At 63.3% G+C, this 21,986-nt stretch carries 22 protein-coding genes, 6 pseudogenes and 1 other annotated feature; of the genes and pseudogenes, 23 read left to right on the top strand and 5 right to left on the bottom strand.

Going from position 1 to position 21,986, the window contains the following annotated elements; all coding sequences use genetic code 11:
• The first annotated feature begins 145 nt into the window (after positions 1-145).
• From nthA to BPET_RS25850, 6 genes and pseudogenes are all read left to right on the top strand, one after another.
• Entirely contained in the window at positions 146-781 is a 636-nt protein-coding gene (gene nthA / locus BPET_RS07160) for a nitrile hydratase subunit alpha (RefSeq protein ID WP_034112801.1), read from the top strand.
• Positions 782-791: 10 nt separating this feature from the next.
• Positions 792-1,448 (top strand): nitrile hydratase subunit beta, encoded by a 657-nt coding sequence (gene nthB / locus BPET_RS07155; RefSeq protein WP_012248399.1) that lies wholly within the window; start codon positions 792-794, stop codon positions 1,446-1,448.
• 2 nt (positions 1,449-1,450) lie between these two features.
• Positions 1,451-1,885, top strand: a complete 435-nt coding sequence (locus BPET_RS07150) for a nitrile hydratase accessory protein (protein WP_012248398.1) — start codon at positions 1,451-1,453, stop codon at positions 1,883-1,885.
• A gap of 40 nt (positions 1,886-1,925) precedes the next feature.
• A complete protein-coding gene (locus tag BPET_RS07145) occupies positions 1,926-2,117 on the top strand; it encodes a CbtB domain-containing protein (RefSeq protein ID WP_012248397.1) in 192 nt (63 codons plus the stop codon).
• Between the two features lie 179 nt (positions 2,118-2,296).
• A complete protein-coding gene (locus tag BPET_RS07140; RefSeq protein WP_012248396.1) occupies positions 2,297-3,124 on the top strand; it encodes a CbtA family protein in 828 nt (275 codons plus the stop codon).
• 86 nt (positions 3,125-3,210) lie between these two features.
• Positions 3,211-4,265, top strand: a pseudogene (locus BPET_RS25850) (IS3 family transposase); the annotation flags it as partial.
• Positions 3,492-3,608: a sequence feature (AL1L pseudoknot), on the top strand. Its footprint overlaps the pseudogene before it by 117 nt.
• On the opposite strand, the gene BPET_RS07130 reads toward BPET_RS25850, so the two are convergent.
• From BPET_RS07130 to BPET_RS07115, 3 genes are all read right to left on the bottom strand, one after another.
• Complete coding sequence (locus BPET_RS07130) at positions 4,229-6,319, bottom strand: recombinase family protein (RefSeq protein WP_012248393.1); 2,091 nt, start codon at positions 6,317-6,319, stop codon at positions 4,229-4,231. The pseudogene BPET_RS25850 and the gene BPET_RS07130 sit on opposite strands and share 37 nt — an antisense overlap.
• 310 nt (positions 6,320-6,629) lie before the next feature.
• Positions 6,630-7,085, bottom strand: coding sequence for a helix-turn-helix domain-containing protein (locus BPET_RS07120; protein ID WP_012248392.1), 456 nt, complete (start codon positions 7,083-7,085; stop codon positions 6,630-6,632).
• 231 nt (positions 7,086-7,316) lie between these two features.
• On the bottom strand, positions 7,317-7,508 hold the full coding sequence (locus BPET_RS07115; protein ID WP_012248391.1) for a DUF5372 family protein: 192 nt from the start codon (positions 7,506-7,508) through the stop codon (positions 7,317-7,319).
• A 101-nt stretch (positions 7,509-7,609) separates the two neighbouring features.
• Between BPET_RS07115 and BPET_RS07110 the strand changes: the two are divergent.
• From BPET_RS07110 to BPET_RS27545, 3 genes and pseudogenes are all read left to right on the top strand, one after another.
• Positions 7,610-7,831 (top strand): annotated as a pseudogene (locus BPET_RS07110) (IS3 family transposase); the annotation flags it as partial.
• A gap of 73 nt (positions 7,832-7,904) precedes the next feature.
• Positions 7,905-8,033: pseudogene (locus BPET_RS07105) on the top strand (transposase); the annotation flags it as partial.
• A complete protein-coding gene (locus BPET_RS27545) occupies positions 8,027-8,185 on the top strand; it encodes a phage integrase central domain-containing protein (protein ID WP_371916051.1) in 159 nt (52 codons plus the stop codon). The pseudogene BPET_RS07105 and the gene BPET_RS27545, both read left to right, overlap by 7 nt.
• Here the strand turns inward: BPET_RS27545 and BPET_RS26555 are convergent.
• Both BPET_RS26555 and BPET_RS07090 read right to left on the bottom strand, forming a co-directional pair.
• Positions 8,182-8,945, bottom strand: a protein-coding gene (locus BPET_RS26555; protein WP_151208946.1) for an IS5 family transposase whose coding sequence is annotated in 2 segments (ribosomal slippage) — positions 8,182-8,630 and positions 8,630-8,945 — 765 coding nt in all. Because the reading frame shifts where the segments join, the coding sequence is not laid out codon by codon here. The genes BPET_RS27545 and BPET_RS26555 overlap by 4 nt on opposite strands.
• 423 nt (positions 8,946-9,368) lie before the next feature.
• On the bottom strand, positions 9,369-10,325 hold the full coding sequence (locus BPET_RS07090) for a LysR family transcriptional regulator (protein ID WP_041863662.1): 957 nt from the start codon (positions 10,323-10,325) through the stop codon (positions 9,369-9,371).
• Between the two features lie 141 nt (positions 10,326-10,466).
• Between BPET_RS07090 and BPET_RS07085 the strand changes: the two genes are divergently transcribed.
• The 14 genes and pseudogenes from BPET_RS07085 (at position 10,467) to BPET_RS07025 (ending at position 21,982) form a co-directional block, all read left to right on the top strand.
• Positions 10,467-11,663: a muconate/chloromuconate family cycloisomerase gene (locus BPET_RS07085; RefSeq protein WP_041862778.1), complete on the top strand. Its 1,197-nt coding sequence runs from the start codon at positions 10,467-10,469 to the stop codon at positions 11,661-11,663.
• 42 nt (positions 11,664-11,705) lie between these two features.
• Positions 11,706-12,641, top strand: a complete 936-nt coding sequence (catA, locus tag BPET_RS07080; protein WP_012248384.1) for a catechol 1,2-dioxygenase — start codon at positions 11,706-11,708, stop codon at positions 12,639-12,641.
• A 126-nt stretch (positions 12,642-12,767) separates the two neighbouring features.
• The gene (locus BPET_RS07075; protein ID WP_012248383.1) at positions 12,768-14,132 is read left to right on the top strand and encodes a Rieske 2Fe-2S domain-containing protein; all 1,365 of its coding nucleotides are present in this window, start codon (positions 12,768-12,770) and stop codon (positions 14,130-14,132) included.
• Positions 14,129-14,629: a benzoate 1,2-dioxygenase small subunit gene (benB, locus tag BPET_RS07070; protein WP_012248382.1), complete on the top strand. Its 501-nt coding sequence runs from the start codon at positions 14,129-14,131 to the stop codon at positions 14,627-14,629. The genes BPET_RS07075 and benB overlap by 4 nt, the downstream gene beginning before the upstream one ends.
• Before the next feature lie 17 nt (positions 14,630-14,646).
• Complete coding sequence (gene benC, locus BPET_RS07065; protein WP_012248381.1) at positions 14,647-15,672, top strand: benzoate 1,2-dioxygenase electron transfer component BenC; 1,026 nt, start codon at positions 14,647-14,649, stop codon at positions 15,670-15,672.
• 12 nt (positions 15,673-15,684) lie between these two features.
• Positions 15,685-16,458 carry a benzoate diol dehydrogenase BenD gene (benD, locus tag BPET_RS07060; protein WP_012248380.1) on the top strand — a complete coding sequence of 258 codons (774 nt, stop codon included), beginning with the start codon at positions 15,685-15,687 and terminating at the stop codon, positions 16,456-16,458.
• Positions 16,459-16,514: 56 nt separating this feature from the next.
• A complete protein-coding gene (locus BPET_RS07055; protein WP_012248379.1) occupies positions 16,515-16,931 on the top strand; it encodes a RidA family protein in 417 nt (138 codons plus the stop codon).
• Between the two features lie 37 nt (positions 16,932-16,968).
• Positions 16,969-18,330 (top strand): MFS transporter, encoded by a 1,362-nt coding sequence (locus BPET_RS07050; RefSeq protein WP_012248378.1) that lies wholly within the window; start codon positions 16,969-16,971, stop codon positions 18,328-18,330.
• A 23-nt stretch (positions 18,331-18,353) separates the two neighbouring features.
• Positions 18,354-18,542: pseudogene (locus tag BPET_RS07045) on the top strand (CoA-transferase); the annotation flags it as partial.
• Position 18,543: 1 nt separating this feature from the next.
• Positions 18,544-18,810 (top strand): annotated as a pseudogene (locus tag BPET_RS07040) (3-oxoadipyl-CoA thiolase); the annotation flags it as partial.
• Positions 18,811-18,820: 10 nt separating this feature from the next.
• Positions 18,821-19,633: a 3-oxoadipate enol-lactonase gene (gene pcaD, locus BPET_RS07035; protein WP_012248375.1), complete on the top strand. Its 813-nt coding sequence runs from the start codon at positions 18,821-18,823 to the stop codon at positions 19,631-19,633.
• Positions 19,634-19,666: 33 nt separating this feature from the next.
• Positions 19,667-19,945, top strand: coding sequence for a muconolactone Delta-isomerase (gene catC / locus BPET_RS07030; RefSeq protein WP_012248374.1), 279 nt, complete (start codon positions 19,667-19,669; stop codon positions 19,943-19,945).
• A 118-nt stretch (positions 19,946-20,063) separates the two neighbouring features.
• Positions 20,064-20,439 (top strand): annotated as a pseudogene (locus tag BPET_RS25840) (tripartite tricarboxylate transporter substrate-binding protein); the annotation flags it as partial.
• 70 nt (positions 20,440-20,509) lie between these two features.
• Complete coding sequence (locus BPET_RS07025; protein WP_238589621.1) at positions 20,510-21,982, top strand: benzaldehyde dehydrogenase; 1,473 nt, start codon at positions 20,510-20,512, stop codon at positions 21,980-21,982.
• The last annotated feature ends 4 nt before the right edge of the window (positions 21,983-21,986 follow it).

Genomic DNA, 21,986 nt, shown 5'->3' with positions numbered 1-21,986 from the left:
TCTTCTCGGAGCCCTCTGGATGCTCGAAGTTCTTTGCATGGGGTTGCGCCGGGAGCGCAATCTGCAAGGTGGCATTGGCCTTCAGTGTCGATGCCGAGTTGAAGTCGCTGTACCCCTTTTTTCAACCACACAGGAGAACCGCACCATGGGGCAATCACACACACACGACCACCATCACGACGGGTACCAGGCACCGCCTGAAGACATTGCGCTGCGGGTGAAGGCCTTGGAGTCTCTGCTCGTCGAGAAAGGTTTGGTCGACCCGGCGGCCATGGACGCTGTGGTCCAAACCTATGAACACAAGGTGGGCCCTCGGAACGGCGCCAAGGTTGTTGCCAAGGCCTGGGTGGACCCGGCATACAAGGCGCGCTTGCTGGCGAATGGCAGCGCTGGCATTGCCGAACTGGGCTTCTCTGGAGTGCAGGGAGAAGACACAGTCATTCTGGAAAACACCCCCGCCGTGCACAACGTCTTCGTCTGCACCCTGTGCTCTTGCTACCCATGGCCGTCACTGGGCTTGCCGCCGGCCTGGTACAAGGCCGCACCCTACCGGTCGCGCATGGTGAGCGACCCGCGTGGGGTCCTGGCGGAGTTCGGTTTGGTGATCCCCACCAACAAGGAAATCCGCGTCTGGGACACCACAGCCGAATTGCGCTACATGGTGCTGCCGGAAAGGCCCGCAGGAACCGAAGGCTACAGCGAAGAACAACTGGCCGAACTCGTCACCCGCGATTCGATGATCGGCACTGGCCTGCCCACCCAACCCAAACCTTCCCACTAAGGAGATCATCATGAACGGCATTCACGACACTGGCGGAGCACATGGTTATGGCCCGGTTTACAGGGAGCCGAATGAGCCCATCCTTCATGGCGAGTGGGAGGGTCGGGTCCTGGCATTGTTTCCGGCGCTTTTCGCAAACGGCAACTTCAACATCGATGAGTTTCGACACGGCATCGAGCGCATGAACCCCATCGACTACCTGAAGGGAACCTACTACGAACACTGGATCCATTCCATCGAAACCTTGCTGGTCGAAAAGGGTGTGCTCACGGCAACGGAACTCGCGACCGGCAAGGCATCTGGCAAGACAGCGACACCGGTGCTGACGCCGGTCATGGTGGACGGACTGCTCAGTAACGGAGCTTCTGCCGCCCGCAAGGAGGGGGTGCAGGCGCGGTTCGCTGTGGGCGACAAGGTTCGCGTCCTCAACAAGCACCCGGTGGGCCATACCCGCATGCCGCGCTACACGCGGGGCAAAGTGGGGACAGTGGTCATCGACCATGGTGTGTTCGTGACGCCGGACACCGCGGCACACGGAAAGGGCGAGCACCCCCAGCACGTTTACACCGTGAGTTTCACGTCGGTCGAACTGTGGGGGCAAGACGCTTCCTCGCCGAAGGACACGATTCGCGTCGACTTGTGGGATGACTACCTGGAGCCAGCGTGATCATGAAAGACGAACGGTTTCCATTGCCAGAGGGTTCGCTGAAGGACCTCGATGGCCCTGTGTTTGACGAGCCTTGGCAGTCCCAGGCGTTTGCCTTGGTGGTCAGCATGCACAAGGCCGGTCTCTTTCAGTGGAAAGACTGGGCCGAGACCTTCACCGCCGAAATCGACGCTTCCCCGGCTCTGCCCGGCGAAAGCGTCAACGACACCTACTACCGGCAATGGGTGTCGGCGCTGGAAAAGTTGGTGGCGTCGCTGGGGCTTGTGACGGGTGGAGACGTCAACTCGCGCGCACAGGAGTGGAAACAGGCCCACCTCAACACCCCACATGGGCACCCGATCCTGCTGGCCCATGCGCTTTGCCCGCCAGCGATCGACCCCAAGCACAAGCACGAGCCACAACGCTCACCGATCAAGGTCGTTGCCGCAATGGCTTGAGATCCACTGTCCTGTTTCCCTACCTTGAATGGAGTAAACCATGAGTTCATTTTCTACCACTGCTGTCCCCGCCGCCCAGCGCCTGAGCGCCACGCGCAGCTTACTGTTGCAACTGTCCGCTGGCGCCGCGCTGGGCCTGGTCGTCCTGTACGGCGTGGCTTTTGCCGAAAGCCCGCTGGCGCACAACGCTGCACACGATGTGCGCCACGTGACTGTCAAGCCCTGTCATTGAGGGAATGAATAACCCACCGCGCTGCGCGCGCCCCCCTCCAAGGGGCGAAGCGCGTAGCCCGACGGAGCGGGTTTCACCTTGTTCCTGATTTTGGGCGCTGCTGGCGTTGCAGGTCTTGCTTCCCCGGGTCCGCTTATTGACGGGGCCACACCGTCGCTCATCTTTGTATGGAGAGAGTCATGATTTTTCGACGATTGATCTGGGCGGCGCTGGCTGTGGCCCTGCTGGTCGGCAGTGTGCAGTCGGGCCTGCAGCAGTTGCAGACCGCTCCCATCATCCTGGCGGCCGAGAGGTTTGAAAGCCAGAAGGTGGCCGCGCCCGAGCCGGTGTCAACGCCGACCGCTGCTGCTGCGCGCGTCCATGCGGACGGTGCGGCGCACGACCATGGCGACGCCGCCGAAGCATGGGCGCCCGCCGACGGGGTGGAGCGCTACTCCTGGACCTGGGTGGCCAATGTGCTGCACGCGTTCAGCATGGCGCTGCTAGTGCTGGCCGTGATGGCGGTGTGTCAGTGGCGCGGTAGCGCCTTGCGCGCTGTGCCCTTGGCCGCCTGGGTGGCCGCCGCCGGTTGGCTTACGTTTCACTTCTGGCCTTCGCTGGGCCTGCACGCCGAGATCCCCGGCATGGACGCCGGCCGGCTGGGTTCGCGCCAGGGCTGGTGGGTGCTCGCGGCGGGCGGTGCGGCGCTGGCCTGTGCGTCGGTTGCGCTGATGCGCAGCCCCCTGCGCTGGGCCGCTGCAATGGCTTGTCTGGCGCTGCCCTTCGTGGTGGGCGCGCCGCACATCGTGGCCGACCCGCTGGCCGGTTTCACGGGTGAGGCCCTGGCGGCGCTGCGCGAGCTGGGCAGCCAGTTCATCTGGGCCACCACCTGGTTGTCGCTGTCGTTCTGGGTGAGTATGGGCGTGGTGGCCGGTCTGGCCTTCCAGCGCTGGCTGAGCCCCGCCGTGGCGGCGCTGCTGCAGCGCACGGACACCGCCCGGGCCCCAGCCATGGAGACGCCGCGATAAGCGACGTCAACGCAAGGGTCGTGCGGGGTGCTGATCTGAACCGCCCCGGGTTTTGAGGAGGCTCTTTTCCCTGAGAGGATAGAGCCATGAGCAAGAAGTCGAACCAGTTTTCACCCGAAGTGCGCGAGCGTGCTGTTCGCATGGTGCTGGAGCACCGAGGCGAGTACCCATCTCTGTGGGCCGCCATCGATTCGATCGCGCCCAAGATCGGTTGTGTGCCGCAGACCCTGCATACCTGGGTCAAGCGTGTCGAGGTCGACAGCGGCGTGCGTGAGGGCGTCAGCACTTCCGAGCTGCAGCGTCTGAAGGAGCTCGAACGCGAGAACAAGGAGCTGCGCAAGGCCAACGAGATCTTGAAGCTGGCCAGCGCGTTTTTCGCCCAGGCGGAGCTCGACCGCCGTCTGAAGCCCTGAAGGGCTTCATCGACCAGTATCGACAGGCCTACGGGGTCGAGTCGATCTGCAAGGTGTTGCAGGTCGCCCCGTCAGGCTATTGGCGCCACGCCGCTCAACAACGCAACCCCCAACTGCGCTGTCCGCGCGCTCAACGTGACGACACCCTGGTGGCGCACATTGAACGCGTCTGGCAGGCCAACATGCGGGTCTATGGCGCCGACAAGGTCTGGAAGCAAATGAACCGCGAGGGCATTGTGGTGGCGCGCTGCACGGTCGAGCGGCTGATGCGGCGCCTGCGCTTGCAGGGCGTGCGCCGTGGCAAGGTGGTGCGTACCACCATCAGCGATGGTCGGGCGCCGTGCCCGCTGGACCGGGTCAACCGGGTGTTCAGAGCAGACCGGCCCAACCAGCTCTGGGTCTCGGACTTCACCTACGTGTCGACCTGGCAGGGCTGGCTGTACGTGGCCTTCGTGATCGATGTGTACGCCCGGCGCATCGTGGGCTGGCGGGTAAGCAGTTCGATGCGCACGGACTTCGTGCTCGATGCCCTGGAACAGGCGCTGTATGCGCGCCAGCCTGAGCGCGATGGCAGCCTGGTTTGCCACTCCGACAGGGGGTCGCAATACGTCAGCATCCGCTACACCGAGCGACTGGCCCAGGCCGGTATCGAGCCCTCGGTGGGCAGCAAAGGTGACAGCTACGACAAGGACTACGCTTCATACTGCACCCCCTTCGTACGATCAGAGAGAACCGTCGCATCGAGGCGTCGCTGCGAGAGCTTGGCGCCGAGTGTCTTGCGCGGAGCGTCGTCGCCCGGCTCCTCATACAGACACTCATTCTTGTCACTGTACGCGTGACCACGGAGCAGCCCGTGGCGCAGCCATATCTTCACCGTCGTGGGCGTCACCTGCAGCTTGTCGGCCATTTCCTCGAGGGTCAAGAGCCCACGCTCGCGCAGGCGCTCATAGCGCGGCTTGAGTTGGTAATTGCGCGCCAGACGAGCAACGAGTTGGGGATGGAACGCCGCACCGGCGCCTGAAGTCACGCCGCGCTCATTGAGGATGGCCGCGATCTGCAAGGGCGTGTGATCGTTCAACAACCGGTCGATCTCTTCCACGACCGTCGACGGCGTGACATGCAGCTTCCAGGAGCACAAGGGCAGTGGCAGATGCAGGCTCCTGCGAGCCCCACCCTTGAAGCGGATCTGCACGCTGATCTGCTCATCGCGATTCAAGGTCACATCCTCCAACAGCAGTCGGACCATGCGCTTGCGCTCGCGATCGGGCGTGGCGGGATCGCTCCACAGACGCGGGAAGTCCGAGGCCAGCGCGAGGATTGCGCTGCAATGCTCTTGCGTCAATACATGTGCGTCCTGCTTGCAGCGGCGCGCGTACTCCTCGTGCGCTTCGGCCAAGGCGCGCAGCTTGTCGTTCCAATGCGCTTCCAGCGAATCGGCGACCAGCCGGTTGTCGGGGTCCACACGCAAATAGCGGCGCTGCGCCAACTCGCACTCGTATTGCGCACGTTCGACCTGGGCATGACGCAGCCGGTCGGCTTCTTCGAAGCGAGACTGCAGTTCACGTTGCACTGCCAGCGTCACCTCGAGCGCGACGGGATTGACCGCTTCGACGAGCAGGGCGCCGATGACCTCGTCGATGCCCGAACCAGGGATGCGCTGGCACACCGCTTCGCCACGACTGATGCCCTCGCGCTGACAGACATACTCGGGGCACAGCTGGCCATGGCGGCTGTGATAGCCAACCGTCATGCGCATGCCGCAGCGCCCGCACAGCACCAGGCCTTGCAGCAATGCGGGCCCCTCGCGCGCCGGCCCACGGCGTCGATCGGCACCCATCGCCTGCGCGCTCTCGTGAAGACGACGCTGGTTGTGCTCATACTCGTCCCAGGAGATGTAGCCCGCATGTGTCTCGGGAATCAACGTAATCCATTGCTCCCGAGGCATGCGCTGCAAACGGGCGACGCCGTCGACGCTGCGGCGCGTATGGCTGCGACCATAGACGAAGGCGCCGGCATATCTTGGGTTGTGCAGCACGCGCAGCACCTGATCGTGACAGAGCTCGCCCCAGAGCAATTCTCCCTTGTGTGCGCCCTTGCCGCAGCGTCGTGGGAACGCCAGGTGCTCACGCTGCGCGGCCTTGACGGTGGCGCGGGCCGACCCCGTGCGGGCGAAGGTGGCGAACAACCACCTCAGGCAATGCTGCACCTGCCGATCCGGATCCAGGCCGAGCACACCCTCGCTGTCGTAGACCATCCCCACGGGCGGGCGCATCTCCAACTCGCCGCGGCGCGCCTTGTTCAGGATCCCGCCTTGCAGGCGTGCTCGCAGCACGTGCAGCTCGGCCTCGCTCATGGTGCCCTTGAGACCGAGCAGCAGGCGGTCGTTGAAGTGCGCCGGGTCGTACGCACCGTCTTCGTCGCAGATCAATGTGCCGGTCAGCGCGCAGATCTCCAGCAGCCGGTGCCAGTCCATGGAGTTGCGCGCCAGGCGCGAGACCTCCAAGCCGAGCACGATGCCGGCATGCCCCATGCCGACCTCGGCCACCAGGCGCTGGAAGCCCTCCCGGTCCGATGAGGCCCCTGACTGGCCGAGATCGCTGTCGATCACGATGATGCGTTCTTCGGTCCAGCCGAGCGCCACGGCGCGCTGGCGCAGCCCGTACTGGCGCTTGGTACTCTCGGTGTTCTCGAACACTTGGCGCAGCGTCGACTGACGCACGTACACGTAGGCATTGCGCTTGAGGTGGCTGGCCTGCACCTTCTGATGCGGATCGTTCATCATGCGGGGACCTCCTGACGGGCGAACAGAACCATGTTGGCCAAGAGCGTTGCCACCTCCGTGTGCAGTTGCATAGGGCAAATGCCTTGGTCATCGAGCCCTTGCACCGGCGCGAGCGGCACCACCGTCACTGACGGCGGCGCCACGCACTGACTCCACGCCTGCATCCAGGCACTCACGCCGCGACGCATGAGCAGCGCCAAGCCATGCCCCTGCGCGCCGGAGCGCCCGAGCACCTGGCGTCGCAGTTCTTCGTAGCGGGCGATCAGGCCATCGTTGCGCGGCGCACGCGTGGGCGAAGCGCACGATGAATTCAGCGCGGTTTTTTTTTGCGTAGCAGCTGCCGCTCGATGCTGCGCGGATGGACCTGTACACCGAAGCGCTTGCGCACCCACGCGGCCAAGTGCTCGGCCCGCACGCCCGGGTCGGCGGCGCGCGCCTCTGTCAGGAACTGCATCACCGCCGGCGTGAGCTTGTGGGCGCTGCGCGGTCCGGGCTTGTTCGCGATCAGGCCCGCCAAGCCGTGTTGCTCGAAGGCGGCCTGGGCTTGGTAGAACGAGGGACGCGAGAAGCCGCAGGACTTGGCCGCTTCGCTGATCGAGCGCTTGTCGACGCTGACGAGCCGCAGCATCTCGTACTTGACCTGCAACAGGTCGTGGGGATCGAAGAACTCGCTGGTTCCGAACAGCGCGTGAGTGACGCCGGCAGGACGTGGGTTGAGCGTGGCGTGTTGGCGCAAGGCATCTTGCTTGCTTCGATCCTCTGGCATGCAAGCTCCTCAGATCTGACAGACGTTTTACTGTAAATATGATTATGAGCAGGTCGACGTCGATGTCAAGGCAATTTATCGGCTTGCTCATCAATTTGACCAGTCTCTCATAGACAACTACGTGAACGAGCATGGAAGAGTCCGAGCGAGAGCGCCTAGACCCAATCAGTGGCATGCACATGATTGACTTTACAACATGAACATATTTGTCCTTACATCGAAGGCATCGGTTCATGGCTTCAAGCTCCCGATGAGCTGCACCAGATCGAGCAGTTCCCGGAGCCGGAACGCGGCTCGTCCGGCGGCCACTGCGTTGAAGGGATCCTCGGCGACAAGGTCAGTCCAGCTCGTCGGTAGCGAGCGCACGCGGCCGGCACAGTCATGGAAGAAGGCCCTGTCCTCATGCCAGTTCACGCCGCGCATGACCAGATCAAACTCCTGGCCAAACAATGGATGGTGCGGATGCGTCACCCGAAAAGGTCGACTCTCAATGTCACCATGCGGCGCAGTTGCCTGCTCGCTCCAACGCGCTGGCCGAGACGATCAACGGGCTGTACAAGGCCGAATTGATCCATCGGCGAGCCCCATGGAGGACCAAGGAGTCGGTGGAGCTGGCTACCCTCCCATGGGTGTCATGGTTCAACCACCACCGGCTGCTCGAACCCATCGGCTACATCCCGCCGGCCGAGGCTGAGGCAAACTACTACCGGCAACTCGCCAATCAGGCCTCCATGGTGGTGGCCTGACTTAAACCAACCGGCCTCCACGATTCCCGGGGCGGTTCAAGAGCCTCCTATTTCCTGTCCAATAGGAGCCCGTATGAGCAGTCAACGTTACCCCGAAGAATTCAAGACCGAGGCGGTCAAACAAATCCTTGACCAGGGCCACAGCGTGGCCGATGTCTCCAACCGCCTGGGCGTGAGCACCCACAGCCTGTACAAATGGATGCCCATCCAATCATTGGAAAGCTACCAGTCGATGACATTACCGTCGACCATATTCGCCGGATCCTGAAGCCGATCTGGAACACCAAGGACGAAACCACGAGCCGGGTGCGTGGGCGCATTGAACGAATTTTTGGTTGGGCTAGGGCCTGTTAACACATCCTCAGTCCATCAGCGACGAGCACGAAGCTGATGAAGCCCAGGAACATGAGGTCGAGTTTCTCGAACCGCGAGAAGATACGGCGATAGCCTTTGAGTCGACGGAACAACCGCTCCACCTCATTGCGGCGCTTGTACATCTCGCGGTCGTAGTCCCACGGTTCGATCCGCGTCTTCATTGGTGGCACCACCGGAATGAAACCCAGATCCAGTGCCAGCTGCCGTGTCTCGTTGCCTTCGTAGGCACGGTCCATCAACAAATGCACCGGTCTGCTGGTCGGCCCAAGACTGCTGAGCAGGCGCCGGCCTTCGGGTGCGTCGTGCGCCTGCCCAGGCGAGAGCGAAAACGTCACGGCCGTTCGAGCATCCGCGGCAACCATATGAATCTTGGTGTTCCATCCACCTCGGGACTTTCCGATGGACTGCGGACCGTTTTTTTTAGTGCCCCTGTGCCGTCGGGATGGACCTTGATGCTTGTGGAGTCCAGCGAGACGGCTTCGATCCTGATACGCACGACTTGCGCACGCTGCAACTCCTCGAACATGCGATCCAGGACGCCAGCTTTGGTCCAGCGATTCATGCGCGTGTAAATCGTGTGCCAGTTGCCGAAGCGTTTGGGCAGTCCGCGCCACTTGCAACCATGTTCGGCCACGTAGAGGATCGCATTGACCACCTGCAGATTGCTCAGGCTGACGTTGCCACGCTGCTTGGGCAGGCAGTGCTCAATCGTGGCGAATTGCTCGGGTGTGATCTCCATGCCCCGAAGTATCCGCCGCAGTGGACGCAATCGCTATTAGTGTTAACACGCCCTAGTTGAAGTTCCAAGCTGAGGAGGACAACAAATACCCTCCCTCTGAGGGTGGATGCCGGAAGCGATAATCGAAACCGCAGGTTGTAATCGGTGATTCCGCCACGGGGCAATGTGTCTCACAATGCTGCGCCGTCTGCGGTAATCACACAAGAAACAATACGCCACCGCCTGAACCGGGAACCCGAGGGTCCAGTTGGATTACGTTCCGACGCTACACCTTCCGGCGTACTGTTCCTTCAATATCCACCAGATAGGTCGACATCATCGTTAAGCCTGGCCGTCCTGTCACAGGCACCCTGTGTCCCTGGTACGCAGCTCGCCGCCAGTGCTAACCGACATGGGCCGCGCCGCATCTTCAGCGGCGTGCGGTCAACGTTCGTGCGAGGTAGGTTTCGGCAAATCGACTTTCGGAAAAATGTTGTGCTCTACGTCCAGCCAAGCCGGCTTTTCCGCATACATGTCGGCCACCACTTGCTTGACGGCGTCGATGTACCAGCCGTTGTCGTTGATTCGGTGGGTCAGAATGATCGGCGAGGTGGCCCGCGTGTCGTCGATCAGGCGGTAGTGCAGGTCGTTGCGCAGTCGGGCGGAAGCGGGAATGAGGCAGATCCCCGACTCGGCAGCGACCAGACCCAGCGCGGTCTGGATCTCGCGCACCTCGTGGATCTCCGAGGGCCGGATCGCCTGGTCATTGAGCAGGCTCAGAATGTGGTCGGCGAAGCTCGGGCGCGGCTCCTTGGGATACACGATGAGCTTTTGCCCCTCCAGGGCTTTGAGGGTGACTTGCTCGTCGCCTTCAGTCAGTGGCGAACCCGGCGGAAGCGCCAGGACCAACCGCTCCTCGCGCAGGACGATGCGTTCCACCGACGAGTCGTTACTGCGAATGCGCCCGAAACCCACGTCGATGCGCCCCGACTTCAGCGCGGCGAACTGCTGCATCGAAGTCAGTTCCACAAGTTGTATGTCCACTTCGGGATAGCGCTGTCGCAGTTTGCGCACCAGCATGGGCAGACCGCCGTACAGGGTGGAAGCGACAAAGCCGATGGACAAGGTTTGGCGCTGATTAAGGCCGATCTGCCGGGTGGTGTTCTTGAGCTGGTCTAGGCGGTTGATGATTTGCAGCGCTTGTTCGTAAAAACTGCGTCCGGCCTCGGTCAGGCGCAGCGGCCGGCTGTTGCGCAGCAGGAGCTGCACGCCCAGTTCCTCTTCGAGCAGTTGAATCTGCCGGCTCAGCGGGGGCTGGGCGATGTGAAGCTGTTCGGAGGCGCGTGTGAAGTTGCGCGTGTTGGCTACGGCAACGAAGTATCTAAGCTGGCGGACATCCATAAGGGAAAACCATATATAGGCATGGGCTTTTTTGTAAGTCATTGATTTATATGACTCGCTAGTAAAATTATACCTTCAGGGTATTGAATTAGACAAATTTAGTGTTGGGCGGAACGCATGGCTTGGCGTCCAATCGGGGCCATGGAAAACACACAACGCTTTCAAGTTTGCGCGGCTCCGGCGCTCATCGAGCGGGTGGAGACCTTCTTATTGGATCTGCCTACGATCCGTCCCCATCAGTTGTCGATGGTGACGATGAACGGCCAGACGCTGATGATCGTGCGCCTCTACTGCTCGGACGGCACAGTGGGGGTGGGCGAAGGGACGACGATCGGCGGGTTGGCCTATGGCGCCGAATCGCCCGAGGGCATGCAGCTGGCCATCGATACCTATTTCGCGCCCCTGCTGATCGGCGCGGATGCCAGCCACGTGCCCGCCATCATGGCCAGGCTCAACAAGGCCATCCACGACAACCGCTTCGCCAAGTGCGCTGTGGAGACCGCGCTGTTCGACGCGCTGGGGCAGCGCACGGGTCTGCCGGTGTCCCAACTGCTGGGCGGCCGGGTGCGCGACAGCCTGCCGGTGGCCTGGACGCTGGCTTCGGGCGATACGGCCAAGGATATTGACGAGGCCGAGCGCATGCTGGCGCAGCGCCGCCACAACATTTTCAAGCTCAAGATCGGCCGCCGCGCCGTGGATGCCGACGTAGCCCACGTCGCCGCCATCAAGAAAGCACTGGGCAATCGCGGCGCCGTGCGGGTGGACGTGAACATGGCCTGGAGCGAACTCGAAGCCCAGCGCGGCTTGGCCGGGCTGGTCGACGCGGGATGCGAGCTGGTGGAACAGCCCGTGGCCTGTGCCGACGCAATGGCGCGCCTGAAAGGCCGCTTTGCGATTGCCGTGATGGCCGACGAATCGCTGACGGGTCCAGCCTCGGCATTCGCCCTGGCGCGTGTCGCCGGTGCCGACGTATTCGCGGTCAAAACCGAACAGTCCGGCGGCCTGCGGGCAGCCCAGCAGGTGGCGGCGATCGCCGACGCAGCGGGCATCGAACTCTATGGCGGAACCATGTTGGAGGGCGCGATCGGCACGATCGCCTCGGCGCATGCATTCGCTAGCTTCCGCGATCTGCAATGGGGTACCGAACTGTTCGGCCCCTTGTTGCTGACCGAAGAAATCCTGGCCCAGCCCCTGCAGTACACGGACTTCCAGCTCGCAGTGCCGACGGGGCCGGGCCTGGGCATCGCACTGGATGAAGACCGCGTCCAGTTCTTCCGCCGCGACAGGAAGCAGGGCGCCGTCGTGGCGGCAGCCCAGCCCGTCGCGACCTTCAATTGACCCACGTTTTTAACCCACGACGATCCGAGGAAGGAGACAGCGATGAGCGTCCAAATTTTCAATACTCCCGAGGTGCAGGACTTCCTGCGTTTGGCCAGTGGCCTGGACCAGAGCGGTGGCAATCCGCGCGTCAAGCAGATCGTCCACCGCATCCTGTCCGATCTGTACAAGACCATCGAAGATCTGAAGGTCACCTCTGACGAGTACTGGGCGGGCATTGCGTATCTGAACCGGCTCGGCGCCAGCGGCGAAGCAGGCTTGCTCTCGCCCGGCCTGGGCTTCGATCGTTACCTGGACATGCGCATGGATGCCGAAGATGCCGCCCTCGGGATCTCGGACGCCACGCCGCGCACCATCGAGGGCCCTCTGTACGTGGCCGGCGCGCCTGTCGAGCACGGCTATGCGCGGCTGGACGATGGCAGCGACAAGGACGGCCACACGCTGATCATGCACGGCACGGTCCGCGGCGCGGATGGCAAGCCGCTGCCCGGCGCGCAGGTCGAGGTCTGGCACGCCAATACCAAGGGCTTCTACTCCCACTATGACCCCACGGGCGAGCAAAAGCCGTTCAACATGCGCCGCACCATCATCACCGACGCCCAGGGACGTTACAAGTTCCAGAGCATCGTGCCCAAGGGCTATGGCTGTCCGCCTGACGGTCCCACGCAAGGCCTGCTCAACGAACTGGGACGGCATGGCAACCGCCCCGCTCACATCCACTTCTTCGTCACCGCCGAGGGTCACCGCAAGCTGACGACGCAGATCAACATCGATGGTGATCCGCTGGTCTTCGACGATTTCGCCTATGCCACCCGCGAAGGGCTCGTCCCTCCGCTGGTCGAGCACGCCGACCAGGCCAGCATCCAGGCCGAAGGGCTCGATGGTCCTTTCGCCGAGATCGTCTTCGACATCTCGCTGACCGCCCTGGTCAACGGCGTTGACAACCAGGTCGTCAACCGCCCCCGCCTTGCGGCCTGATCGGCCCGCCTGACGCCATGACCGCCGTGGCGCTGCGCGCGCCATGGTCGGGTGGTCGATTTATCTCTCCCCTACAGAACCGCGACGTGGATCGCGGGGGACGGCTGCACACCAAGGAGACCCATCATGAACACCGCCGTATGCGCAGACAAGTATCAAGACGTCGAGAAGCTGCTCGAAGACGCGCTGCAGGACGACAAGGAAAAAGGCATTTTCAGGTGCCGTCGGGACATCTTCACCAATCCTGAGCTGTTCGAGCTGGAGATGAAGCACATCTTCGAGGCGAACTGGGTTTATCTGGCGCATGAGAGCCAGATTCCCAACCTCAACGACTACTACACCACCTCGATCGGCCGTCAGCCCATCATCATCACCCGCGATAAGGCGGGCCAGCTCCACGCCGTGATCAACACCTGCGCACACAAGGGCGCCATGCTCTGCCGTCGCAAGCACGGCAACAAGGGCAGCTTCACCTGCCCCTTCCACGGCTGGTCGTTCAGCAACAGCGGCAAGCTGCTCAAGGTCAAGGACGAGAAGACCACCGAATACCCGGAGGCTTTCAACAAAGACGGCTCGCACGACCTGACCAAGGTGGCGCGATTCGAGAGCTACCGGGGTTTCCTGTTCGGCAGCCTCAATGCCGACGTGCAACCGCTGGAAGACTACCTGGGCGAAACCCGCGTCATCATCGACCAGATCGTGGACCAGGCAGCCGATGGCCTGGAAGTGCTGCGCGGCAACTCCAGCTACATCTACGACGGCAACTGGAAGATGCAGATGGAAAACGGCTGCGACGGGTACCACGTCAGCACCGTCCACTGGAACTACGCGGCCACCATGGGCCGCCGTGCCGAAGGCGGCGTCAAGGCTACCGACGCCAACAACTGGAGCAAGGCCAAGGCGGGCGTTTATGGTTTCGAGAACGGCCACATTCTGTTGTGGACCAACACGCTCAACCCCGAGGTGCGCCCGATCTGGAATCAACGCGAGGCGCTGGCCGAGCGCGTGGGCCAACAACGCGCCGACTTCATCGTCGGCCAGACGCGCAACCTGTGCCTGTACCCCAACGTGTTCCTGATGGACCAGTTCGGCACGCAGATCCGTGTCGTGCGGCCCATGAGCGTGGGCCAGACCGAGGTCAGTATCTTCTGCTTCGGCCCCAAGGGGGAAAGCGCCGAAGACCGCGCGATCCGCATCCGTCAGTACGAGGACTTCTTCAACGTCTCGGGCATGGGCACGGCCGACGACCTGGAGGAGTTCCGTGCCTGCCAGGCCGGTTATGCCGGATCGGCCGTGCGCTGGAACGACCTGAGCCGCGGCGCGCCGCTGTGGATTGAAGGGCCGGATGAGAACGCCCGAAAGATGGGCATGAACCCGTTGCTGTCCGGCGAGCGCAGCGAGGACGAAGGCTTGTTCGTCTGCCAGCACCACTACTGGACGCAAGAGATGCGCAAAGCCGTGCAGCAAGAGCGCGAAGGAGCACAGCCATGAGTACGGGAAGCCAAGCCGACTACGGCATGATCTGCGCGTTTCTCTACCGCGAGGCACGCCATCTGGACGAGCGAGAGTGGGAGCCTTGGCTGGATCTGTACGCCCCCGATGCCGAGTACTGGATGCCGGCCTGGGACGACGACGACCAATTGACCGTGGATCCGCAAAGCCAGATCTCGCTGATCTATTACCCCAACCGCAACGGGTTGGAAGACCGGGTATTTCGTATCAAGACCGAACGCTCCAGCGCCTCCATGCCCGAGCCGCGCACCAACCACATGCTCACCAATGTGGAGGTGCTGGACGAGCGCGACGACGCCGTGGACGTTCGCTACAACTTTCACACCCTCAGCCATCGCTACAAACTCACCGATCACTTCTTCGGCACGATTTACGTGACGCTGCGCAAGGTGAAGAGGGGCTTTCTGATCGCTCGCAAGAAGATCGTTCTCAAGAACGACTACATCCGTCAGGTGATCGACATCTACCACATCTGACGGCCAAGGAGACGACGATGAGCAGCTTTCGAATAGCCCTGAATTTCGAGGACGGTGTCACCCGTTTCGTGGACTGCGGCGTCACTGAAAAAGTGCTGGATGCCGCATTCCGCCACCGCATCAATCTGCCCATGGACTGTTCCGACGGCGTGTGCGGCACCTGCAAATGCCGCGCCGAAAGCGGAACCTACGACCTGGGCGATGACTACATCGAGGACGCGCTGACCGAAGACGAAGCCGCCGAGGGGCTGGTGCTGACCTGCCAGATGGTGCCCAAGTCGGACTGCGTGATTGCGGTGCCCGTGCCCTCCACCACATGCAAGACGGGCACGGCCCAGTTCAGCGGAACAGTCGCGGCCATCACGCCGTTCAGCGACGCGGCCTACGAACTCGCGCTTGACGTGTCGGAGGATGCGCCGGCGTTCCTGCCGGGGCAGTACGTCAACATCAACGTGCCGGGCAGCGGGCAGCATCGCTCGTATTCGTTCAGCTCTGCGCCGGGCGCACGCCGCATGACGTTTCTGATCAAGCACGTGCCCGGTGGCCTGATGAGCGGCTGGCTCGCGGGCGCGGCATCCGGTGCGTCCGGCGGCGCGCTGGAGATGACCGGCCCGCTGGGCAGCTTCTACCTGCGTGCCGTGACTCGCCCGTTGCTGTTTCTTGCGGGCGGCACGGGACTGGCGCCTTTCCTCGCGATGCTGGAGGTGCTGGCGAACCAGAGCGCGACGCAGCCCGTGCACATGATCTACGGCGCGACGCGCGACCAGGATCTGGTGCTGGTGGAGCGGCTACAGGAGTACGCCCAGCGCATTCCCGGCTTCACGTTCACCACCTGCGTGGCAGACCCCGCGACGTCGCACGAACGCCAGGGCTATGTCACCAACCACATGCCCGCGCAAGCGCTGCATGGCGGCAATGTGGACGTGTACCTGTGCGGCCCGCCGCCCATGGTGGAGGCCGTGCAAAAGCATTTCAAGGCCGAAGGCATCACGCCCGCGAACTTCCACTACGAGAAGTTCACCCCGAACCAGCCAGCAGCTTGAACGGAGCGAAGCATGACAAAACGCTTTGAAGGCAAGGTCGTGATCGTGACCGGCGCGGCCCAGGGCATCGGCCGCGGCGTGGCGCTACGTGCCGCGGCCGAAGGCGGCCGGGTGCTTTTCGTCGATCGCGCCGAATTCGTCACCGAGGTGGCGGCCGAGGCACCGGGCGGCAATACCGTGGGACTCATTGCCGATCTCGAAACCTACGAAGGCGCTCGATCGGCCATGGCTTTTGCCGCAGAGAAATTCGGCGGCATCGACATCCTGATCAATGGCGTGGGCGGTGCCATCCGCATGCGTCCGTATGCCGAGTTCGAACCGGAGCAGATTGATGCCGAGATCCGCCGATCGCTGATGCCCACGCTCTATGCCTGCCACGCTGTGCTGCCGCACCTGTTGGCGCGCGGAGGCGGAACCATCGTCAACGTATCGTCCAACGCCACACGCGGCATCCGCCGTGTGCCGTATTCGACGGCCAAGGGTGGCGTCAATGCGCTGACGCAGTCTCTGGCGATGGAGTACGCGCCGTACAACATCCGTGTGGTGGCCACCGCGCCAGGCGGCACCAATGCGCCGCCGCGGCGCGTGCCGCGCAACGCGGCCGGCGACAGCCAGCAGGAACAGGCGTGGATGCGCGAGGCGGTCCAGCAGGTGACCGAATCGAACTTCTTCAAGCGCTACGGCAGTCTGGACGACCAGGTCGGGCCAATCCTGTTCATGGCCTCAGACGAAGCTGCCTACATCACGGGCACGGTGCTGCCAGTGGCCGGGGGCGACAACGGCTGACCACTGCTCACGCAAACAGAACAATACAGGCGCCGTGACGCCGATAAGGAGACTTCATGAATGACCGCCAAGCCATCATTCCTCCCGGAATGGCGTCTGTGTACGAAAAGATCGGCTATGCGCCGGCGCTGAAGGTCGGCCGGACGATCTACGTCTCCGGCCAGATCGGGCGCGATGCGTCCATGAAGCTGGTCGAGGGCCGCGAAGCGCAGATCACGCAGGCATTTGAAAACCTGCGGCAGGTATTGGAGACGGCAGGCGCGTCGCTGGCAGACGTGGTCGACCTCACGAGCTACCACACCGATCTGCGCGACCAGCCTTTGTTCATGCAGGTGCGCGACCGCTACTTCACCACCCACCCCAGGCCTGCATGGACCGCCATCGGCGCGCACATGCTGTGCGGGACGCCCGGCTACATCGTGGAGATCAAGGCGGTGGCCGTGCTGCGCGATCCGACTGCGCAAAACGGCTGAGACATTCGCCCTCACGGCAACAAACAAGGAGAGAGACATGACAACGCTGGAAGTCAATCAGATCATCGACAACGCGCGCTTCACCCGATTTCACTGGATGGTGATGTGCCTGTGCGGCCTGCTGCTGATTTTCGACGGTTATGACCTGTTCATCTATGGCGCGGTGTTGCCCGTGCTGATGAAGGAATGGGGGCTGACGCCGGTGCAGGCCGGCGCATTGGGCAGCTACGCGCTCTTCGGCATGATGTTCGGCGCCTTCGTGTTCGGCCCGCTGGCCGACCGGATCGGGCGCAAGAAGGGGGTGGCGCTCAGCTTCGTGCTGTTCAGCGTCGCCACGCTCCTGAGCGGCTTTGCGACCACGCCCAACGAGTTCGGCATCTACCGCTTCATCGCGGGCCTGGGCTGCGGCGGCCTGATGCCCAATGCCGTGGCACTGATGAATGAATACGCGCCCAAACGCGCCCGCAGTACCCTGGTCGCCATCATGTTCAGCGGCTATTCGCTCGGTGGCGTGCTGTGCGCGGGCCTGGGCATCTACATGCTGCCGCGCTATGGCTGGCAGTCCATGTTCTTCGCTGCGGCCGTGCCCTTGGTGCTGCTGCCCGTTATCGTGTGGAAACTGCCTGAATCCGTGGGCTTCCTGCTGCGCAAGGGGCAGCACGCCAAGGCGCGCGAGATGCTGGGCAAGGTGGCACCGGACGTTCCGCTGCCTGCGGGTGCGCAACTGGTAATGGCCGACGCCAAGGGCGCCGGCGTGCCGATGCTCGATTTGTTCAAGCAAGGCCGCACGGTAGGCACCCTCATGATCTGGGTGTCGTTCTTCTGCTGCCTGCTGATGGTGTATGCGTTGGGTTCGTGGCTGCCCAAGCTGATGGCCAACGCGGGATACAGCCTGGGGTCGAGCCTGTCGTTCCTGCTAATGCTGAACTTCGGCGGTGTGATGGGGGCCATTATGGGCGGCTGGCTGGGTGATCGGTTCAGCCTCCCCAAGGTGGTGGTCGCTTTCTTCGCGCTGGGCACGGTGTCCATCGCGCTGCTCGGTTTCAACAGCCCCATGCCCGTGCTGTACCTGCTGATCGCCATTGCAGGCGCCACCACCATCGGCACCCAGATTCTGCTGTATGCCAACACGGCGCAGTTCTATCCGCTGTCCATGCGCTCGACAGGGTTGGGCTGGGCATCCGGGATCGGCCGCACGGGGGCCATCGTCGGCCCACTGCTGGGCGGCTCCCTGATGGCCGCAGCCTTGTCGCTTAAGATGAACTTCCTGGTGTTTGCTGCGCCAGGCTTGGTGGCGGCGCTCGCCATCGGCGTTTTCATTCTCTGGTACGGCCGCGACTTGGCAAGTACCCATGCAACAGCACCGGCTACACGGCCTGCCGCTTCCGGCACGGTGTGAGGAAAAGAAGAAAGAGGAAACCCATGATTGATAAGCGTATTCGCAGCACGGCCCCGGCGCTGCACGATGTGCAGGACGGCGCCACGGTTTTGATGGGCGGGTTTGGCACTGCCGGTATTCCGGGCGAACTGATCGACGGTCTGATCGAGCAAGGCGCCAAAGACCTAATCATCCTCAACAACAACGCCGGCAATGGAGACCATGACCTTGCGGGTTGAGCAGATCGACGTGATCGAGCTGAACGAGGCTTTTGCGCCCCAGGGGCTGGCCGTGCTGCGCCAATTGGGCTTGCCCGACGACGATCCGAGGGTCAATCCCAACGGTGGCGCGATCGCACTCGGGCATCCGCCGGGTGCCAGCGGGGCACGCCTGGTCATGAAGACGATCAACCAACTGCACCGCAGCGGAGGCCGCTATGCGCTGGGCACTATGTGCATCGGCGTTGGCCAGGGCATTGCTCTGGTCATCGAGCGTGTTTGAGGAGAGTACCGTGAGCAATAAAGCCTTTCAGTTGAAAACCTCCCGCGGTGAATTCAGGGTGGCCGTCGATGGCGATGACGCCGCCCCGGCGCTGATTCTGAGCAACTCCCTGGGCACGACGTTGGAGATGTGGGAGCCGCAGGTCGCGGCGTTCTCCGCTGGCTACCGTCTGATCCGATACGACGCCCGCGGCCACGGCGGCAGCCCGATCACGGCCGGCTCTTACAGCTTCGATGAGCTGGGCCAGGACGTGCTCGCCGTGCTGGATGCGCTGCGCATCGAGCGGGCCGCGTTCTGCGGCATATCGATGGGCGGCCACACCGGACTGTGGCTGGGCATTCATGCGGGCCAGCGCCTCAGTGCCATCGCGGTCTGCAACAGCGCCGCGAGGATCGGCGCCGATGCGGCCTGGCGCGAGCGCGCCGCCATGGTGCGCGGCGGCGGCACGGTTGGCATGCGGACGTTGGCCGATTCCGCACCGGGCCGCTGGTTTACCGACGGCTTCATCCAGGCTCAGCCCGCGACCGTGCAGCGCGCGCAGGAGGGGATCGCCGGCATCGATCCCGAAGGTTATGCGGCGTGCTGCGAGGCGCTGGCGACTTCAGACCTGCGGAACGATATCGGCCGCATTTCCGTACCCACACTGCTGCTGGCAGGCGCCTCCGATCCAGTGACGACGGTGGCCGACGCCCAGGCCATGCAAGCCAGCATTTCAGGCTCGCGCGTGGCTGTGGTGCAGGCCTCCCACCTCTCGAATCTGGAAGCGCCTCGGGCGTTCAACCAGGTAGTGCTGGATTTCATCTCCGGTACCGCTGTGGCCTGATTCCACGAATTCTTCATACAGAAAGGAGATCTCATGCTTTATCTGGTTCACATGATCGTCGATATCCCATCCACCGTGCCGGCCGAAGAAGCCGCGCGCATCAAGGCCGAGGAAAAGGCTTACTCGCAAGCGCTGCAACGCTCTGGCAAGTGGCCGCACCTGTGGCGCGTGGTGGGCGAATACGCCAACTACAGCGTGTTCGATGTAGAGAGCAACGACGAACTGCACGAAACGCTCAGCAAGTTGCCGCTGTTTCCGTTCATGAAGATTTCGGTGACGCCGCTGGCCAAGCACCCGTCCTCCATCAAGTGACGCGGGCGCGGGATGTTGCTGAACTGGCGAACGCTTGCTCGGCTGGCCGCGGCCCTGGCGTTGCCGGGTGCGGCGATGGCCCAGTCGGCGGCGCCTTGGCCCCAAATCGGTCAGGTGGGACCTGATGTTCGATAGCATCACATCGGCGCGACCGCGCATCCAGTCAGGCAAATTGCACTCCCTTGGCGCGACCACTGCCAGACGTTCGTCTGCACTGCCCGATGTGCCGACAATGGCTGAAGCCGGTGTGCCTGGCTATGAAGTCTCGCCCTGGTTCGCGGTGTTCGCGTCAGCGGGAACGCCCGCCAATGTGGTGGCAAAGCTGAACAAGGTGCTTAACGACGCCATGTGGCAGCCCGAGACATTGAAGAAGCTCGAAGGGGGTGGAGGCCGAACCCATAGGCAGCACACCGCCGGAATTGGCAACGTATCTGCACAAGGAAATGGATCGCTGGGGTCAGCTCATCAAGGAGCGGGGCATCCACATGGATTGAAGCCCAGTTTCACCTGAAAGGTTGTCCGAACCTGCATTGCTCGCATACCCGAGCACCCGATTGAAAGGAGATAGCCGTGAGTCAGTCACAGACATTCCTGCCCGCCGAACTCTGGAGTGGCCGCCTGTTTGCCGGCCGGTGGCGTGAAGGCGCCACGACAGCCGCCGTGCTGGAACCCGCCACCGGCACCGAGTTGGGTCGCGTTGCGCTGGCCGATCCGGCGCTGATCGCCAGCCAGGCCGCTGAGGCCGCACACGCGCAGCGGGCCTGGGCAGCACTGCCCTACGATGAACGCGCCCAGGTCCTGCGCAAGGCGGCGCGGCTTGCCGAGGACCACGCGGACGAGATCGCCGGCTGGGTGGTCCGCGAGAGCGGTTCCATTCAAATGAAGGCCGGCTTTGAAGTCGCCGTGACCATCAAGGCGCTGCACGAGGCCTCGGGCCTGCCCTCGCGCAGCGCCGGTGAGGTTCTGCCCTCCGAGCCGGGGCGGTTGAGCCTGGCGCGTCGGCGGCCGCTCGGGGTGGTGGGCGTGATTCCGCCGTTCAATTTCCCGCTGTACCTGGCCATGCGCGCGGTGGCGCCCGCGCTGGCGCTGGGCAATGCCGTCGTCCTCAAGCCCGACCCTCGCACGGCCGTGTGTGGCGGTATGGTAATCGCGCGCCTGTTCGAACTCGCCGGACTGCCCGCCGGAGTGCTGCAGGTGCTGCCGGGCGATGGCGCGGCCGGCGCGGCGATGACCAGCGATCCGAACATTGACATGATCCAGTTCACCGGCTCCACCGCAGCCGGGCGCAAGGTGGGCGAAGCAGCCAGTCGTCATCTCAAGAAGGTTTCGCTGGAATTGGGCGGCAAGAACTCGCTGATCGTCCTCGATGACGCCGATCTGGACCTGGCCATCGCCAACACCGCCTGGGGCGTCTATCTGCACCAGGGGCAGATCTGCATGTCCGCCGGGCGCGTGCTGGTGCAACGCGGCATCTACGACAGCTTCGTGCAAAAGCTCATCGCCAAGGCCAGCAGCCTCAAGGTGGGCAACCCCGTCCATGGCGACGTGCGCATCGGCCCGCTGATCAATGCCGTTCAGCGTGACAACGCCCTGCGCATCATCGACGCGGCCACCCAGGCGGGCGCCGTAGTGGAAACAGGCGGCACGCATGAAGGGCTGTTCCTCGCACCGACGGTGCTCAGCGGCGTGACGCCGGACAATCCGGCCTTCCACGAGGAGATCTTCGGCCCCGTCGCGGTGGTGATCCCGTTCGACAGCGACGAGGACGCGATCCGGCTGGCCAACGACACCGAGTATGGGCTGTCGATGGCAGTCCTTTCGCGCGACGTCGGACGCGCGCTCAAGCTGGGCGAATCCTTGCGCACCGGCTTGTTGCACATCAACGACCAGACCGTCAACGACGAGGTGGTCAATCCTTTCGGCGGCGTCGGCGCCTCCGGCAACGGCAGCAGCATCGGCGGCGCGGCCAACTGGGAGGAGTTCACCCAGTGGCAGTGGCTCACAGTCAAGGGACAGGCCCCCGCCTATCCGTTTTGAGGAA

The sequence above is a fragment of the Bordetella petrii genome (genome assembly GCF_000067205.1).
Classification (GTDB): Bacteria; Pseudomonadota; Gammaproteobacteria; order Burkholderiales; family Burkholderiaceae_B; genus Bordetella_A; species Bordetella_A petrii.
The sequence above is the reverse complement of the archived record's forward strand: the minus strand, read 5'-3'. Positions and strand labels throughout refer to the sequence as shown.